This window comes from Pseudomonas koreensis (assembly GCF_025447595.1).
Classification (GTDB): domain Bacteria; phylum Pseudomonadota; class Gammaproteobacteria; order Pseudomonadales; family Pseudomonadaceae; genus Aquipseudomonas; species Aquipseudomonas koreensis_H.
Genome location: NZ_JAOEJU010000012.1, coordinates 61,479 through 77,888 on the forward strand (window position 1 = coordinate 61,479; position 16,410 = coordinate 77,888).

The 16,410-nt window shown below is 61.4% G+C and carries 14 protein-coding genes and 1 pseudogene; 7 read left to right on the plus strand and 8 right to left on the minus strand.

The window, feature by feature from the left end; genetic code table 11:
• The first annotated feature begins 67 nt into the window (after window positions 1-67).
• On the plus strand, window positions 68-2,401 hold the full coding sequence (gene fecA / locus N8H71_RS15945) for a TonB-dependent Fe(3+) dicitrate receptor FecA (protein WP_262194728.1): 2,334 nt from the start codon (window positions 68-70) through the stop codon (window positions 2,399-2,401).
• Window positions 2,402-2,472: 71 nt separating this feature from the next.
• Here fecA and N8H71_RS15950 read toward each other — a convergent pair whose 3' ends face one another.
• Together N8H71_RS15950 and N8H71_RS15955 are read right to left on the minus strand one after the other, a co-directional pair.
• Entirely contained in the window at window positions 2,473-2,880 is a 408-nt protein-coding gene (locus N8H71_RS15950; RefSeq protein WP_011332524.1) for an HPF/RaiA family ribosome-associated protein, read from the minus strand.
• A gap of 200 nt (window positions 2,881-3,080) precedes the next feature.
• Window positions 3,081-4,028, minus strand: a complete 948-nt coding sequence (locus N8H71_RS15955) for a LysR substrate-binding domain-containing protein (protein WP_011332523.1) — start codon at window positions 4,026-4,028, stop codon at window positions 3,081-3,083.
• Between the two features lie 135 nt (window positions 4,029-4,163).
• Here N8H71_RS15955 and N8H71_RS15960 point away from each other — a divergent pair, with 135 nt between their 5' ends.
• From N8H71_RS15960 to N8H71_RS15970, 3 genes are all read left to right on the plus strand, one after another.
• On the plus strand, window positions 4,164-5,540 hold the full coding sequence (locus N8H71_RS15960) for an L-serine ammonia-lyase (RefSeq protein ID WP_262194729.1): 1,377 nt from the start codon (window positions 4,164-4,166) through the stop codon (window positions 5,538-5,540).
• A 63-nt stretch (window positions 5,541-5,603) separates the two neighbouring features.
• The gene (locus tag N8H71_RS15965; protein WP_262194730.1) at window positions 5,604-6,905 is read left to right on the plus strand and encodes an HAAAP family serine/threonine permease; all 1,302 of its coding nucleotides are present in this window, start codon (window positions 5,604-5,606) and stop codon (window positions 6,903-6,905) included.
• A gap of 199 nt (window positions 6,906-7,104) precedes the next feature.
• Window positions 7,105-7,422, plus strand: coding sequence for a DUF3509 domain-containing protein (locus N8H71_RS15970; protein WP_262194731.1), 318 nt, complete (start codon window positions 7,105-7,107; stop codon window positions 7,420-7,422).
• On the opposite strand, the gene N8H71_RS15975 is transcribed toward N8H71_RS15970, so the two are convergent.
• On the minus strand, window positions 7,419-7,919 hold the full coding sequence (locus N8H71_RS15975) for a phosphate-starvation-inducible protein PsiE (RefSeq protein ID WP_007957255.1): 501 nt from the start codon (window positions 7,917-7,919) through the stop codon (window positions 7,419-7,421). The two genes, N8H71_RS15970 and N8H71_RS15975, sit on opposite strands and share 4 nt — an antisense overlap.
• Window positions 7,920-8,212: 293 nt before the next feature.
• On the opposite strand from N8H71_RS15975, the pseudogene N8H71_RS15980 reads away from it, so the two are divergent.
• A pseudogene (locus tag N8H71_RS15980) lies at window positions 8,213-8,470 on the plus strand (YebG family protein); the annotation flags it as partial.
• A gap of 167 nt (window positions 8,471-8,637) precedes the next feature.
• On the opposite strand, the gene N8H71_RS15985 reads toward N8H71_RS15980, so the two are convergent.
• The gene (locus tag N8H71_RS15985) at window positions 8,638-9,657 is read right to left on the minus strand and encodes a Leu/Phe/Val dehydrogenase (RefSeq protein ID WP_085685803.1); all 1,020 of its coding nucleotides are present in this window, start codon (window positions 9,655-9,657) and stop codon (window positions 8,638-8,640) included.
• Window positions 9,658-9,841: 184 nt separating this feature from the next.
• Here N8H71_RS15985 and N8H71_RS15990 point away from each other — a divergent pair, with 184 nt between their 5' ends.
• On the plus strand, window positions 9,842-10,645 hold the full coding sequence (locus tag N8H71_RS15990; protein ID WP_262194732.1) for a SirB1 family protein: 804 nt from the start codon (window positions 9,842-9,844) through the stop codon (window positions 10,643-10,645).
• A 50-nt stretch (window positions 10,646-10,695) separates the two neighbouring features.
• Here N8H71_RS15990 and N8H71_RS15995 read toward each other — a convergent pair whose 3' ends face one another.
• The 4 genes from N8H71_RS15995 to hmgA all read right to left on the minus strand — a co-directional run bounded on the left by N8H71_RS15995 (window position 10,696) and on the right by hmgA (window position 15,463).
• A complete protein-coding gene (locus N8H71_RS15995; protein ID WP_262194733.1) occupies window positions 10,696-12,066 on the minus strand; it encodes an MFS transporter in 1,371 nt (456 codons plus the stop codon).
• A gap of 145 nt (window positions 12,067-12,211) precedes the next feature.
• A complete protein-coding gene (gene maiA / locus N8H71_RS16000; protein WP_262194734.1) occupies window positions 12,212-12,847 on the minus strand; it encodes a maleylacetoacetate isomerase in 636 nt (211 codons plus the stop codon).
• A gap of 12 nt (window positions 12,848-12,859) precedes the next feature.
• Window positions 12,860-14,164, minus strand: coding sequence for a fumarylacetoacetase (fahA, locus tag N8H71_RS16005; protein ID WP_262194735.1), 1,305 nt, complete (start codon window positions 14,162-14,164; stop codon window positions 12,860-12,862).
• Window positions 14,165-14,167: 3 nt separating this feature from the next.
• On the minus strand, window positions 14,168-15,463 hold the full coding sequence (gene hmgA, locus N8H71_RS16010; RefSeq protein WP_262194736.1) for a homogentisate 1,2-dioxygenase: 1,296 nt from the start codon (window positions 15,461-15,463) through the stop codon (window positions 14,168-14,170).
• Window positions 15,464-15,626: 163 nt separating this feature from the next.
• Between hmgA and N8H71_RS16015 the strand changes: the two genes are divergently transcribed.
• Window positions 15,627-16,409, plus strand: coding sequence for an IclR family transcriptional regulator (locus N8H71_RS16015; RefSeq protein ID WP_262194737.1), 783 nt, complete (start codon window positions 15,627-15,629; stop codon window positions 16,407-16,409).
• Window position 16,410: the final 1 nt, after the last annotated feature.

The window sequence follows — 16,410 nt, forward strand, 5'->3', positions numbered from 1 at the left end:
GTTTTTCAGATCTGGCGTGACAGAGAAGGAAAGCCCCCTTGATTCAACCTTCTCAGGACCGTCCTCCATGCACTCCACCCACCTCACGCCGCTGGCCCGAACCCTGCGCAGTCTTGTCCTCGGCGCCAGCCTGAGCTTCAGCGCCCTGCCCCTTGCGCAGGCCGACGAAACCAAGGCTTATCACATCGCCCCGTCGTCACTGGAAAACGCCCTCAACCAGTTCGGCCGTGAAGCCGGCGTGCTGATTTCGTTCGGCTCGCAAGTCACCAGCGGTGTGCAAAGCCGTGGCCTGGAAGGCAGCTACACAGCGGAACAAGGTCTGAACGCGCTGCTTGAGGGCACAGGTCTGCAAGCCCGCGCCGAGGGCGGCAATGCCTTCAGCCTGCAACCGTCGAACGACAGCGCCCTGGAGCTGGACACGTCGAAAGTGGTCGGCGATTGGCTGGGTGAAGCCGCGCAGGTCAACGTCTTCGAACATCCCGGTGCCCGTGACGTTATCCGCCGCGAAGAGTTCGAACGCCAGGGCGCGACCCAGGCCCGCGATGTGCTCAATCGCATTCCCGGCGTCAACGCGCCGGAAAACAACGGCACCGGCAGCCACGACATGGCGCTGAACTTCGGTATTCGCGGTCTCAACCCGCGCCTGGCCGCACGTTCGACGGTGTTGATGGACGGCATTCCTGTACCGTTCGCGCCTTACGGTCAGCCGCAGTTGTCGTTCGCGCCGATCAGCATGGGCAACATGGACGCCGTGGACGTGGTGCGTGGCGGCGGCGCCGTGCGTTACGGCCCGCAGAACGTCGGTGGCGTGGTCAACTTCGTGACCCGGGCGATTCCGGACGAGCCGACCGTCAAGGGTGGTTTCCAGACCGAAACCAGTCCTTCGTCCAGCCATGACGGCTTCAAGACCAGCGCCAACCTGCTGGCCGGCGGCACCAATGCCAACGGTCTCGGCGGCGCGCTGTTGTACTCCGGCACTCGCGGTGGCGACTGGCGTGAGCACAGCGACACGGAAATCGACGACCTGATCCTCAAGGGCAAATACCAGCTTGATGAAGCCAACAGCTTCAACGCCATGGCCCAGTATTACGAAGGCAAAGCCGACATGCCCGGCGGTCTGAATGTCGCCGATTACGATGCCGACCCGTACCAGTCGACCCGGGCGAAAGACCAGTTCTGGGGCCGTCGCACGATGTTCAACTTCGGCTATCGCTATCAGGAAGATCGCCGCGAATTCACCGCCAACACGTTCTTCACCAAGACTCTGCGTAGCGGCTATCTGGATCAGGGCTCGTTCCTGTCGCTGTCGCCGCGCGAATATTGGGTACGCGGTCTGGAAACCCGCTTCGCCCAGGGCTTCGACCTCGGCGCCACCAGCCATGAAGTCGGCGTCGGCTATCGCTACATCAACGAAGCCGGCCACGAACTGCGCTATCGCACGCCGATCAGCAGCAATGAATACCCGACCACCAACAGCCGCAATGACCGCGACACCCGTGGCGGCACCGAAGCCAATGCGTTCTTCGTCGATGACCGCATCGACATCGGCAAGTGGACCATCACCCCGGGCGTGCGCTACGAAATGATTGAGTCGCAGCAGACCAACAACCTGACCAACGTCAAATACAAGGGTGACTACAACACCGCGCTGCCGGCGCTGAACGTGCTGTATCACCTGACCGACAGCTGGAACCTGTACGCCAACACCGAAGGTTCGTTCGGCAGCGTGCAATACAGCCAGATGCCCAACCGAGTGAGCAGCGGCGAAGTGAAACCGGAGAAGGCCCGCACCTGGGAAGTCGGCACCCGCTACGACAACGGTGCGCTGCGAGCGGAGATCGGCGCGTTCCTGATCAACTTCGACAACCAGTACGAAAGCAACCAGACCAACGACTCGGTGATCGCCCGTGGCGAAACCCGCCATCAGGGCATCGAGACCAGCGTCAATTACGCTCTCGACGACCTGAGCCCGGCGCTGGCCGGTTTCGACGTCTACGCCACTTACGCCTATGTCGACGCCACCATCCGCGAAGACGGCCCGAACAAAGGCAATCGTGTGCCGTTCTCGTCCAAGCACAAAGGCACGATCGGCGTCGGTTACACCGAAGGGCCGTGGAAACTGAATCTGGACAGCAGCTTCCAGAGCGACCAGTTCGCCGACAACGCCAACACCTCCAAAGAAAGCGCCGACGGCAGTACCGGCAAGATCCCGGGGTACATGCTGTTCAGCAGCCGCGCCGGTTATGACTTCGGCCCGCAGCTGTCGGATCTGAACGTGGCGGTGGGGGTGAAGAACATCTTCAACACCCAGTACTTCACCCGTTCGTTCGATGACAACAACAAAGGCAAGTATGTCGGTGAGCCGCGCACGGTGTACGTGCAGACTTCCGTCGCTTTCTGATCCCTGCTGAAAACAGAAAGGGCCTGCAATTGCAGGCCCTTTCTCATTGGGTGGCTTGAAAAATCAGCGTATCAACTGTTGATCGCTGCCTGTTCGTTCTCGTCAAACTCTTCCGCCAACAGTTTGTCATTGGCTTTGCTTGTGAATGGCACCACAGCGGCTCGCGGTTTGCCGCGCAGTTTGCCAAACAGGTGCTCCAGCGCGTGCTCCAGTTTTTCGGCTGCACCATCGATCGCCTGTTCCAGCGAATCGGCTTTGTGGGTGACGGAAATCGGTTGATGGCCTTTTGGCCGCGCTTCCAGTTGGCAGCGCAAGTCATGGGGACCTGGCTTGTCACCGTTCTCGTCGCTCAGATGGACTTCGACACGGGTCAGGTCTTCCTCATAACGGTCGAGCGTGCTCTCAATTGTGGTGCGTACCCACTCCTCCAGTCGTTTGCTGCTTTGAATATGGTTGTCGCTGTTGACTTGGATTTGCATAGTTCATCCCTTATTTCAGCTAGCTCGCAAGAGGCCTGGAACAGGATTTCGTGACCTCTTGATTACAACAATCGGCCCGCCGGACGAACATTTCAACCCCTTAAAAAAGATAAATATTCATACGCAAAAAAAGCCGGACAACCGAGTAAAGCGCTGGTAAGGTCGGGAGTTGGGTCGCCCCGCCTCCCCGAAAAATCTGCTCACAATTGGCCATCACCCAAAGGGTGCAGGCTGCGGAAAATCCCCGCCTCTTCCACCAGCCAGTCATGCACCGCCCGTACGCCCGGATGGCTCAACGCCCCCGGCGCATACAGCAGGACATAGCGCTTGTGATTGGGTACAGAAATCCCGAACGGCACGATCAACGTCCCCCGCTCCAGTTCGTCGTTGAGCAGCGTGCGTCGGGCAATCGCCACGCCCATGCCGGCAATCGCCGCTTCGATGGTCAGGTGGTTGCGATTGAACGTGTGCCCGCGCCGGACATCAGCGCCCTCGAAGCCGATCGCGTTGAGATAAAACTCCCACTCCGCGTATTCATAGCTGCCGCGCCAGGCGGTGATGTCGTGCAACAGCGGAAAATGCACCAGATCCGCCGGCCCGTGCAGCGGTGGCCGTCCGCGCAGCAGGCCCGGCGCGCACACCGGGAAAATCTGCTCATCGAGCAAGGCTGTGGATAACAGTCCCGGATAGCTGCCGTCGTTCAGGTCGATGGCAAGGTCGAAATCTCCCTCATGCAACGGCACGCTGCTGTCCTCGGCCACCAGCCGCAGCTGAATGTCCGGGTAACGCTGTTGCAAGCGTGGCAGACGCGGGGTCAGCCATTTGCTGAGGAACGATGGAATCGAACGCACCCGTAGAATCCCGCTGATCATCCCCGCATCCAGCCGACGCAATTCCGCATCGATGCTGCCGTAAGCCTCGTTGACCGTGATCGCCAGTCGCTGCCCTTCCGCGCTCAGCTCCACACCGCGCGCGCGGCGGTGAAACAGGCGAAAGCCCAGACGCTCTTCCAGCTGTCGGATTTGCTGACTCACCGCCCCCGGCGTGATGTGCAGTTCTTCGGCACAGCGGGTGAATGACAGGTGCCGCGCGGCACAGGAAAACACCTGCAGCCAGACGTAAGTCTGGGCATGCAATTGACGACTCATGGTTTAGTCCTGCTAAAGGCTTACTTAGGAGGTTTCGTTAGTCACGTTGAAGCGAGGTAGGCAGTATCGCCGACATTGCGCTTGTCCTACAAAAAATGGCAGCGATTCCTACTCCATTGCTTGTAAGGGTTTAGCATGGCTATCAGTGTTTTCGATCTATTCAAAGTCGGCATCGGCCCGTCCAGTTCCCACACCGTCGGCCCGATGCGCGCCGCAGCAACCTTCGTCCAGGCGCTGATCGAGCAACATTTGCTGAACGATGTGCAACGGGTGGAAATCCGTTTGTACGGCTCTCTTTCGGCCACCGGCGTCGGCCATGCCACTGACCGCGCGACAGTCATGGGTCTGATGGGCGAATGGCCGGACAGCATTGATCCGTCGACCATCGAACCGCGAATCCAGCAACTGCGCGAGACCGGCCAACTGTCTCTGGCCGGTGAACGCTCGATTGCCTTCAACTGGCAGCACGATCTCCTGCTGCTGGACGAGAGCCTGCCCTACCACCCGAACGCCATGTCGCTGACAGCCTTCGGTGCATCCGGGCAACTGTTCGAGCAAACGTACTACTCGGTCGGCGGCGGTTTCATCATCGAAGCGGCCGAAGCGGAATCGGGTGTGGCGCCGGCCGGCGACGTCGAGTTGCCTTACGAATTTTCCAGCGCCGTCGAACTGCTCGCGCTGTGCAAGCAGCACAACCTGCGGGTTTCCGAACTGATGATGGCCAACGAGCGGGCCTGGCGCAGCGACGCCGAGATCCGCAAGGGCCTGCTGCACATCTGGTCGGTAATGCGCGAATGCGTCGAGCAGGGCCTGCGTCACGAAGGCGTCCTGCCCGGCGGTCTGAATGTGCCGCGTCGTGCGGCGAAACTGCACCGCAGCCTGCTGGAAATCGGCAAGCCGAACGTCATCAGTTCGACCCTGTCAGCGATGGAATGGGTCAACCTGTTCGCCCTCGCCGTCAACGAAGAGAACGCCGCCGGCGGGCGCATGGTCACCGCGCCGACCAACGGTGCCGCCGGGATCATTCCGGCCGTCCTGCACTACTACATGAAGTTCAATCCGGATGCGTCCGACGATGACGTGGTCGCGTTCTTTCTGGGCGCGGCAGCGGTCGGCATCCTGTGCAAGAAAAACGCCTCGATTTCCGGGGCCGAAGTCGGCTGCCAGGGCGAGGTCGGTTCGGCCTGTGCGATGGCTGCTGCGGGTCTGGCCGATGTGCTGGGGGCCACTCCGGAGCAACTGGAAAACGCCGCCGAAATCGGTCTGGAACACAACCTCGGCCTGACCTGCGACCCGGTCGGCGGGCTGGTGCAGGTGCCATGCATCGAGCGCAACGCCATCGCCGCTGTGAAGGCAATTAACGCCACGCAAATGGCCCTGCGCGGCGACGGCAAACACTTCATTTCCCTCGACCGGGTGATCCGCACCATGCGCGATACCGGCGCCGACATGCATGACAAATACAAAGAGACTTCACGGGGCGGCCTGGCCGTGAGCTGGGTGGAGTGCTGAGGAGCACTCCCTGACCGCCCGTAACACGTGAGCCCGAGCAAGAATAATAACGAGGCAAAAACGATGACCGATGTACGCACACCTGCTGCCGAAAATCCCGCTGTAGACCGCACACGCAACAACGAAACCGCCCACAAGGGCTGGAGCAAATTCGACACCACCTGGATGCTGGGCCTGTACGGCACGGCCATCGGTGCCGGCACCTTGTTCCTGCCGATCAACGCCGGTGTCGGCGGCTTCTGGCCGTTGCTGATCCTGGCGCTGCTCGCCTTTCCGATGACCTTTTTCGCTCACCGTGGCCTGACCCGCTTCGTACTGTCGGGCCGTTCCGGTGACATCACCGAAGTGGTGGAAGAACACTTTGGCATCGGTGCCGGCAAGCTGATCACGCTGCTGTATTTCTTCGCGATCTTCCCGATCCTGCTGGTGTACAGCGTGGCGCTGACCAACACCCTGAGCAGCTTCCTCGAACATCAACTGCACATCGCCCCGCCACCGCGCGCGGTACTGTCGCTGGTGTTGATCCTCGGTCTGATGGCCATCGTGCGTTGCGGTCAAAGCGTCATCGTCAAAGCCATGAGCGTGCTGGTGTATCCGTTTGTCGCCGCGCTGCTGTTGCTCGGCATCAGCCTGATTCCGAACTGGAACGGCGCATTCTTCGCCAGTGCTCAGGAACCGATGGAAATGTCGGTGTTCCTCAAGACCCTGTGGCTGGCGATTCCAGTGATGGTGTTCTCGTTCAACCATTCGCCGATCATTTCCGCCTTCGCCGTCGAGCAGAAACAGCGCTACGGCGACCAGGCCGAACGTAAGAGCAGCGGCATTCTCGCCATGGCCCACGGCATGATGGTGGTGACCGTGATGTTCTTCTGCTTCAGCTGCGTGCTGGCGCTGTCGCCGGCGGATCTGGCAGCGGCCAAGGCGCAGAACATTTCGATCCTGTCGTACCTGGCCAATCACTTCCAGACCCCGGTCATTGCCTACGCCGCGCCGCTGATTGCGCTGGTGGCGATCACCAAATCCTTCCTCGGCCACTACATCGGCGCCAGCGAAGGCTTCCAGGGCATGATCGTCAAAAGTCTGCGCAGCCGTGGCCGGGTGATGTCGGCGAGCTGGCTGAACCGTGCGACCGCGTTGTTCATGATTCTCAGTTGCTGGGCCGTGGCGACCTTCAACCCGAGCATCCTCGGCATGATCGAAACCCTTGGCGGGCCGGTGATTGCCTGCCTGCTGTTCCTGATGCCGATGTACGCCATCCGCCGCGTGCCAGCCTTGCGCCAGTATTCGGGCCAGGTGTCGAACGTGTTCGTGGTGCTGATCGGCCTGATTGCACTGTCAGCGATCATCTACTCGGTTCTGCCCTGAAACGGGCCGTAAACGAAGAAGGCGAGCCATGGGCTCGCCTTCTTTTTGGCCGGTTTCATTGTTCGACAATATTCCCGGCATGTCCCTTGCTACATCACTGAAGGAGACAGGACCACGGAAGGGCCGATGGTCAGGTTTGGCGAACCAACCCGATCAAGGCCGGTCAACAACTGCACGTTCAATCAGGCGGTGACGCATCATGGACAATCCTTTTCAGATCATTACCGATGCCTTCGCGCCGGACTATCAGATCAACCTGAGCATTCAGGGCCTCGACGGCAGCATCATGCTGACCCTCTCCAATGGCGGCCGAATCGTCGCCAAACGAATGATCAGCGCCGAACAGCGCAACGATCCCAAGCGCCTGAAGCGCCTGGTTCAGAGCATTCAGTTCGGCATCGCCATCGAACAGGGCCACAGCGCCATGGCGATCCTCGATGCCATGACCCGCGGCGACGGAATCACGCCGCCACCGCGTCAGGCCAAACATCAGCCCCGGTCAGCCGCCGGCCTTTAAAGTTCGCCCTTCTCCACTTCCGGATGTTCACTGGAACCCGTGCCGATCTTGCGGTGCGGGTTCTCGATTTTCACCGAAGGAAATTGCGACGAGGCGTAACGCACCACCAGGATCGAAAACGCCAGCAGCAGAATCCCGCCACACAGGTAGATGATGCCCATGTCCGGCGGGTTGTGGTGCGAGACGTTGGAGATCAGCAGTCGCGTCAAAGCGGTGATCGCCACGTAGATCAGAAAGCGCACCGGCATGTGGTTGGTCTTGAAGTAAATCCCGACCATCGCCCCCAGTTCCAGATAGATGAACAGCAACAGAATGTCATCGATCTTGATGTGCCCTTCCTCGAGCATCCCGAGAAATTCCATCACCGCCGCCCACGCGGTCACCGCACCGATGGCGAACAGCGCCAGGTAATGGAAGGTCTCGACGAACAGGTTGCCCAGGGACTCGGCCAGTTGATGTACGTTTTGCCGCAGTTTCTCGGCCCAGTTGATTTTCACGATGAAGGTTCCTTAGCCCGGTTCGAGCGGATGTTGCGTGCTGGACGTGACGGTTATTGCGCACGTACACAGATGCATGCAGAAAAGAGGCCACGCCATCATGGCGAGCCGCCGCAAAACCCGCGCCGTGGCGTTTGGTCGCACCTGCGCGCAGGTGCCGGGCTGACAAAATCCGAATCCGGTCTACATTAAAAAGCCACTACCCAAAGCGCAGGGATTCGCTTATCCTTTTCGCTGTATATAGATACAGTAGTCGCAAAGACAACTTAATGTGAAGGCATGTGAGGTGGTGAATGGCCGTCGAAGTGGTATACCGCAGCAGCCGAGATCTGGAGCGCTTGTTCATGGATAAAGCCGAAGCTGACCGTCATGACAAAATGCTCGAACTGGCCGAACTGTTGGCCGAAGTGCTGGAAAAAGCCGTTCCTTCGTTGAGCGAGCAGCAAGTGGAAGAAGTCGGGATCTTCATGGCGAAGAACCGCGATGTGTTCGCCCGGGCGTTCAAAAGCCAGCCTGACGCACTGTCGGAGCTGATCAACGCACCGGCGGCACCGGTTGTGGCAACCGAGCCAGCAGACGTGGCTGAACCGGCAGAAGCGCCAGCCAAACCTGCCAAGGCGGCAAAGGCTGCGAAGTAATCGGCACCTGAATTGGAGCCTCTGAATTGAATAGCCCCTGAGTTGAAAGACTCAGGGGCTTTTTCATGCCCGGACAAATCTCAGCGGTATAACACCTTCTCCGCCAGCTCGTCCGCCACCCGCGCGGGTGAACGTTTTTCCGCCTGGGCGTGGGCGAAGACTTCGGTCAGCCGCGAACTGATCTTCGACAGGTGCGCGGTGATGGTCGTCAGTTCTTCGCCCCGATGCTTGAGGGAAACGTAGATCAGCCCGCCAGCATTGATCACGTAATCCGGCGCATACAGGATGCCGCGCCGTTCCAGTTGATCGGCGACGTCCAGGTGCGTCAGCTGATTATTGGCCGAGCCTGCCACCGCCGAGCAGCGCAACTGGGTGACCGTGTGGCTGTTGAGCACACCGCCCAGTCCGCACGGTGCAAGGATGTCGCACGGCGTGCTGAGTAGAGCGTCGTTGGCAATCGGATGGGCGTTGAGCTGTTCCATCGCCAGTTGCACCTTGCCGTGGTCGATATCGCTGACCAGCAGTTCGGCCCCCGCTGCGTGCAACTGCTCCGCGAGCGCAAAGCCGACATTTCCCAACCCCTGAATCGCCACGCGCAAGCCTTCGAGGTTGTCACTGCCCAGCCGCGCCATGGCCGTGGCGCGAATCCCGGTGAACACGCCCATCGCCGCATGCGGCGCGGGGTCGCCGGCCGAGGTGGTGCTGGTGACATGCTGGGTTTGCTGGGCGATGCAATCCATGTCCGCCACTGACGTGCCGCTGTCGATGGCGGTGATGTAGCGCCCGTCGAGCTGATCGATGCAGCGCCCGAAAGCTTCGAACAGAGCGGCGCGGTTTTCCACATGGGCCGGCCGCACGATCACGGCGACACCTCCGCCCTGGGGGAGACCTGCCAGCGCGGCCTTGTAGCTCATGCCCTGGGCCAGACGTATGGCGTCCTCGACGGCGGACTCGTCGTTCGGGTAGGCAAGATAACGACACCCGCCCAGGGCGGGCCCGAGGCGACTGTTATGGATGGCAATGACCGCCTTCAATCCGGACACCGGATCAACGCTAAGGTGCAGCGATTCCAGGCGAGTGCTTTGCATGAGAGCGAACATCGGCAAGCTCCCGAATCACTTCTGGTAGACGCCAGTATAGGCTTGCGCCTGAAAATTGCTGAAGCGCGCCGGAATAAGCGTCCCCATCGATCAGAGGCTTGTGGCATAACCCGATGGCAGAGCGGCCCGGCACTGGACGAATGGCAAAGACAGGGCTAAAACGAGGCATGCCCCGGAGATTTAGATGAGTCCGCGCCAACGCTTCTTCGATTGTCTGCACCGTTCACCGCCCGCGCTGTTCGAAGCGGCGTTGTGGATGGCTGCCGAGCACGATAAACAAGCCGATCCCGACGCGCTGTTGCAGGAATTCAAGGAACTGCAACAGCGAGTCAGCTATGGCTTGCCGTTGTTGCCGGTCAGCGAGCTGGCGCAACCGCTGCTGCGACGCATGACCGATCTGGGGTTTGCCCAGGATGATTTCGTTCCGCTGCGCCCGCAGGCCGCGATGGTGCACAAAGTCATGCAGACCAAACGCGGCCAGCCGCTGGCGCTGGCGCTGATCGCCCTGGAACTGGCCCGTGGCCTGGAGATTCCGCTGGTTGGCGTCAACTTCCCCGGGCATTTCCTGCTCAAGGTTCCCGGGGCCGATCACCTGCTCGATCCGTGCGGCGGACGACGTCTGTATCCGAACGACTGCCGCGAATTACTGCATCGCCAGTACGGCCACCAGATGAAACTCAACGCCGACCACCTGCTGACCGCCGAGCCGGTGCAGATGCTTCAACGTCTGTCACGCAACCTGCGCCAGCTGCACCTGACCCACGACGACTTCATTGCGGCGCTGATCGATGCCGAGCGCGTGCTCGAACTGGGCAACGCCAGCGCCGCCGACTATCTGGCGCGGGCCAGTCTGTATCAGCGCCTCGATTGCCCGAACGCCGAGCGTTTCGATCTGGAACACGCGCTATTGCTCAGTGACGACCCGATTCAGCGACTTCGCCTGACGGAACGGCTGGGGCATCTGCCGCCGAACTCAGTCGTCCACTGATCCCCTGTGAGGGCGAGCTTGCTCGCGAATCAGGCGACGCGGTCGATCAGTCAAACCGCGTTATCGTTCTTCGCGAGCAGGCTCGCTCCCACAGGATTTTGCGCAAGTTGCGAAGGCGTACGCACCTGAATGATCAGCAACGCCGCAATCACCGCCGGAATCGCGCAGAAGAAGAAAATCTGCTCCACCGGAATATGCATCGCCAACAACAGGCTGCCGAACAGCGGCCCGAGAATCGAGCCGAACCGCCCTACTCCCAATGCCCAGCCAGTACCGGTGGCGCGCACGTGCGCCGGATAGAAATTGCTGGCGAACGCATTGAGCGTCAGTTGCCCGCCGATGATGCAAAACCCCGCCGCAAACACACAGGCCACCAGATAGCGCGGATTGTCGTGATTCAGGCCTAACAAAATCGTGCACACCGCCGCGCCAGCCAGCACGCCGGACAACAGTCGCACCTTGCTTTTCAACCGGTCGGCGAACCACGCCATGCAGATCGCGCCCAGCGTGCCGGCGAACAGGAACATCGACGTCACCAGATTCGCTTCGTTAAGTTTCAGACCACTTTCCAGCAGCAGCGACGGCAGCCAGCTGATCATGAAATACAGCAGGATCAGGCTGACGAAAAACGTCGCCCAGATCAGCAAGGTCGGACGTGCGTAACCGTTGCGGAACAACTCCACCACGGTCAGTTTGCTGCCCTGCTCGCGTTCGTTCTGTTCAACCGACGCGGCGGGCGGTTGCCAGTCCGGCAGCATCCGCGCGGTGACCTTGCGCAGGCGCGCATAAGGCGGCGCGTCACGTAGAAGACGCGGCAAGGATTCCGGCAGCATCCACCAGAGAAACGGGAACAGCAGCAACGGCGTGACACCACCAGCGAGGAACACCGCTTGCCAACCGAAACGGTCGATGAAGCCGGCTGCAACAAAACCACCCGCCGCCCCGCCGAAGGAGAAGCCGCAGGCCGCCAGCGTGACCATCAACGTGCGCAGGCGTGGCGGCGAATATTCCGACATCAACGCCATGGCACTGGGCATCGCACCGCCCATGCCGATGCCGCAGATGAAGCGCGCGATCATCAGGGTATTCAGGGAATCGGCGAACACCATCAGCACGGTGAGGCTGGCGTAGATCAGCACGCAGGCGAGCAGAATCCGTCGAACGCCGAAGCGGTCGGCCAGCGGCGTCACAGCGAGAGAGCCAAGCGTCAGCCCAAGCAGGTTGGCGCTGAACACCGGGCCGAATGCGGATTTTTCCAGGCCCCAGTCCTGCGCCAGCGCCGGCACCACGTAACCAAGCACCTGGGCGTCATAGCCGTCGGTGACCAGCAGCAAGGCGAGAAGAATCAGGAGCAACCACTGAAAGCGGGACACAGGACGGGCGTCGAGTGCCGCCCGAAAGCTGGCAATCTGGTTGTGCATCGCAAGGTACCTGTTTTGTTTTTATGATTTTTTGGTCACAGCGCAGATCTATTGTGGGAGCGAGCTTGCTCGCGAAAGCGTTCAGTCAGGCGACATTGCTGGCGCTGACCCTCCCTCTTCGCGAGCAGGCTCGCTCCCACAGGGTTTACGGGGTGTCCGGCTGATTCGCCGGATGCGCCGCAATGAACGCCGGATGTTCCGCGGCCAACGCAGCCACCCGACGAATCCGTGGATACGCCTCCAGCGATACGTTGAAGCGCTCGGCCGCGTACAGCTGCGGAATCAGGTACACGTCTGCCACGCACGGCCACTCGCCGAAACAGAAGCCGCTGTCGCCGATCAGCTGCTCCACCGTCGCCAGCCCCTGACTGATCCAGTGGCCGATCCACTCGTTCACCTGCGGCTCGTCATGCCCCAGACCGCGCAGGCGATTGAGCACGCTGACGTTATGCAGCGGATGCACGTCGCAACCAATCACCGCCGCCACGCCGCGCACCTGCGCGCGGGCAACGAGGTCTTCGGGCAGCAGCGGCACCTGTGGATAACGTTCATCCAGGTACTCGATGATCGCCGGTGACTGAATCAGCAACTTGCCTTCGTCAGTGCGCAGCGCCGGCACCCGGCCCTGGGGATTGATCGTCAGGTACGCCGGTTGCCGATGCTCGCCACCGGGCGGCGCGATCAAATTGACCGGCAATGCCTGATAGTCGAGGCCCTTGAGTGCCAACGCGATCCGCACCCGGTACGACGAGGTGGAACGGTAATAGGTGTAAAGATCCATGAGCCGCTCCTGTCAGCGTGCCGCCAGCACGGTGCCCCGGCATTCGCCGAAACCGATCGAAGCAAAACCTTCCCGGGCGCAGCGGGCGCGCAGGATGACTTCGTCGCCGTCTTCAAGGAATTTACGCACTTCGCCGGACGCCAGTTCGATCGGCTTTTTGCCGCCCTCGGTGATCTCCAGCAGGCTGCCGAACTGGCCGTTTTCAGGGCCGGACAAGGTGCCCGAACCGAACAGGTCACCGGCCTGCAACTGGCAACCGTTGACGCTGTGGTGCGCGACCATTTGTGCAACGGTCCAGTACATGTAGCGGGTGTTGCTCAGGGTCAGGCGATGAGCCGGCAGGTTCTGCTCGCGCATTTTCTCGGTGAGCAGCAGCACTTCCAGTTCGATGTCGAAGCCACCGCCATCCTGATCGCGTTTGTCGAGCAGATACGGCAGCGGCTGCGGATCACCCTCTGGACGCGCCGGCTGCGCTGTACGGAATGGCGCCAGCGCTTCGGCGGTCACCACCCATGGCGAGACACTGGTGATGAAACTCTTGGACAGAAACGGGCCGAGCGGCTGGTATTCCCAGGCCTGGATGTCACGGGCCGACCAGTCGTTGAGCAGGCAGAAACCGGCGATGTGTTCAGCGGCGTCACCGATGGCGATCGGCTCGCCCATCTCGTTGCCCTGGCCGATCCAGATCCCCAGTTCCAGCTCATAGTCCAGCCGCGCACACGGGCCGAAGGTCGGCTCGGTCGCACCCGCTGGCAAGGTCTGGCCTTTCGGGCGGCGTACGTCGGCTCCGGAGGCGCGCACGGTGGACGCACGACCGTGGTAGCCGATCGGCACGTGTTTGTAGTTGGGCAGCAGCGGGTTGTCCGGACGGAACAGTTTGCCGACGTTCTGCGCGTGCTCGATGCCGACGTAGAAGTCGGTGTAATCGCTGATGCGCGCCGGCAGGTGCAGTTGGCAATCAACGGCCAATGGCAGCAGTTTTGCGCCCTGGGCTTCGATGTTGCCGCGATGAGTGCTGCCTTCGCTGAACAATTCCAGCAGACGTTCACGCAAGGCAACGCGAGCCTCGCGACCGAGTTCGAAGAAAGCGTTCAACTGACCGCCGTGCATGGCTTCGACGGCACTGCGCGCGACGCCGTCGAACAGACCGGCCTCCAGCGCCACTTGCAGATCGAAGATGTGCTCGCCAATCGCCACGCCCGCACGCGGCGCCGAGCCTTCGATGCTGAACACGCCCAGTGGCAGGTTCTGCAGCGGGAATTCGGTGTGGCCGTTGGCCGAAGCGACCCAACTGCGGGTGATGGAATTCTGAGTCATGGGTTATCTCCGGGTCGGGTCGAACGTGGCGGGCAGCGTGGCCCAGCAGGCGTCGTAAGTGGATTGCAGTTGCGGGCAGTCGAGGGCAAAGCGGCTTGGGCGCAGCACCTGGCTGGTCTCGAACATGAAGGCCATGGTGTTGTCGATCTTCGCCGGCTTGAGGTCCGCGTTGATGGCTTTGGTGCAGGTCTCGCCGTCCGGGCCGTGGGCGCTCATGCAGCTGTGCAGGGACGCGCCGCCGGGCACAAAACCTTCGGCCTTGGCGTCGTACTCGCCCTGGATCAGGCCCATGAATTCGTTCATCAGGTTGCGGTGGAACCACGGCGGACGGAAGGTGTTCTCGGCCACCATCCAGCGCGGCGGGAAGATCACGAAGTCGAGGTTGGCCAGACCGGGGACGCTGGTCGGCGAGGTCAGCACGGTGAAGATCGACGGATCCGGGTGATCGAAACTGACGGTGCCGATGGTGTTGAAACGGCGCAGGTCATATTTGTACGGCACGTTGTTGCCGTGCCAGGCGACCACGTTCAGCGGTGAGTGATTGAGCTCGGTGCCCCACAACTGGCCGAGGAATTTCTGCACCAGGGGGGTCGATTGTTGCAGGTTTTCGTAGGCGGCGACCGGGGTCAGGAAGTCCCGCGGATTGGCCAGGCCGTTGCTGCCGATCGGTCCCAGATCCGGCAGACGCAGTGGCGCGCCATGGTTCTCGGCGACGTAGCCACGTGCTTGTGGATCGAGCAGTTCGACGCGGAATTTCAGGCCCCGTGGCAGCACGGCGATTTCCAGCGGCGCCACTTCCAGCACACCCAGTTCGGTGGCGATGCGCAGGCGCCCCAGTTGCGGCACCAGCAGCAGCTCGCCGTCGGCGTTGAAGAAAACGCGCTCCATCGAACGGTTGGCGCCATAGTGATAGATGCTGATGCCGGCCGGTTTTTCGGCCGCGGAGTTGGCCGCCATGCTGACCAGACCGTTGATGAAATCGGTCGGTTCGGTCGGAATGTCCAGCGGGTTCCAGCGCAGGCGATTGGGGGTGACTTCACCCAATGGTCCGCCCGCCAGTTGCCGCTCCAGTTTGACGAATGCCGGGTGATTGGCCGACGGCTGGATCCGGTACATCCACGTACGCCGCGCTTCGCTGCGGGTCATGGTGAACGCGGTGCCGGAGAACAGTTCGGTGTACAGACCGTAAGGTGCTTTCTGCGGGGAGTTCTGGCCGACGGGCAGTGCGCCCGGCAACGTTTCGGAGCTGAATTCGTTGCCGAAACCGGATTGGTAAGCCAGGGCTGAATCGAGGTTCATGGAGCCTCCTGAACAGGGAGTCGGCATGGCCGGACGCTCTGGATCAGAGGTCTTGGCACGCCGGGGTTATTTTTATCGTAATTCAATTACGCATAACGTAATTTGCTCGCTATCCAGCGTCAAGCTATAAAGACGCCCATTCGTTCCGGGACACGGCAGCACCATGGAAAAAACCAGCGACAGCAACGGCAAACAGAAAGTCCGCTCCGCCGAAGTCGGCACCGACATCCTCAAGGCCCTGGCCGAATTGTCGCCGTCCACTTCGCTGTCGCGTCTGGCCGAACACGTGCAGATGCCGGCGAGCAAGGTGCATCGCTATCTACAGGCGTTGATCGCCAGCGGTTTCGCCGAACAGAACGCCGCCACCAACCACTACGGCCTCGGCCGTGAGGCGCTGCGCGTGGGCCTGGCCGCTCTCAACAGTATGGACGTGCTGAAAGTCGCCGCCCTGCCGCTGGCCGAGTTGCGCGACGAACTCAACGAAACCTGTTTCCTCGCGGTGTGGGGCAATCAGGGCGCAACCGTGGTGCACATCGAACCGGCCGTGCGCGCAGTGACGGTGGTGACGCAACTGGGCTCGGTATTGCCGCTGCTCAGTTCCTCCACCGGTCTGGTCTTCGGCGCGTACCTGCCGCACCGGGAAACCGACGAATTGCGCGAACAGGAAATCGCCAGCGGCGGCCATCCGCTGGCAGACGAAAAAGCCTATGCGGCGTTGTGCGAACAGATCCGCGAACGCGGTCTGCATCATGTCCACGGCTTGCTGATGCCCGGCGTCGACGCCTTGTCGGCACCGGTGTTCAACGCCCTCGGACAGATCGCTGCGGTGTTGACCATCGTCGGCCCGACCTCGCTGTTCCACGCCGACGAAAACGGCCCGGCGGCGCAGCGGTTGCTGGCGGCGACGCGGGCCGTGAGCTGGCGGATGGGGTATCAGCCAGCCTGAA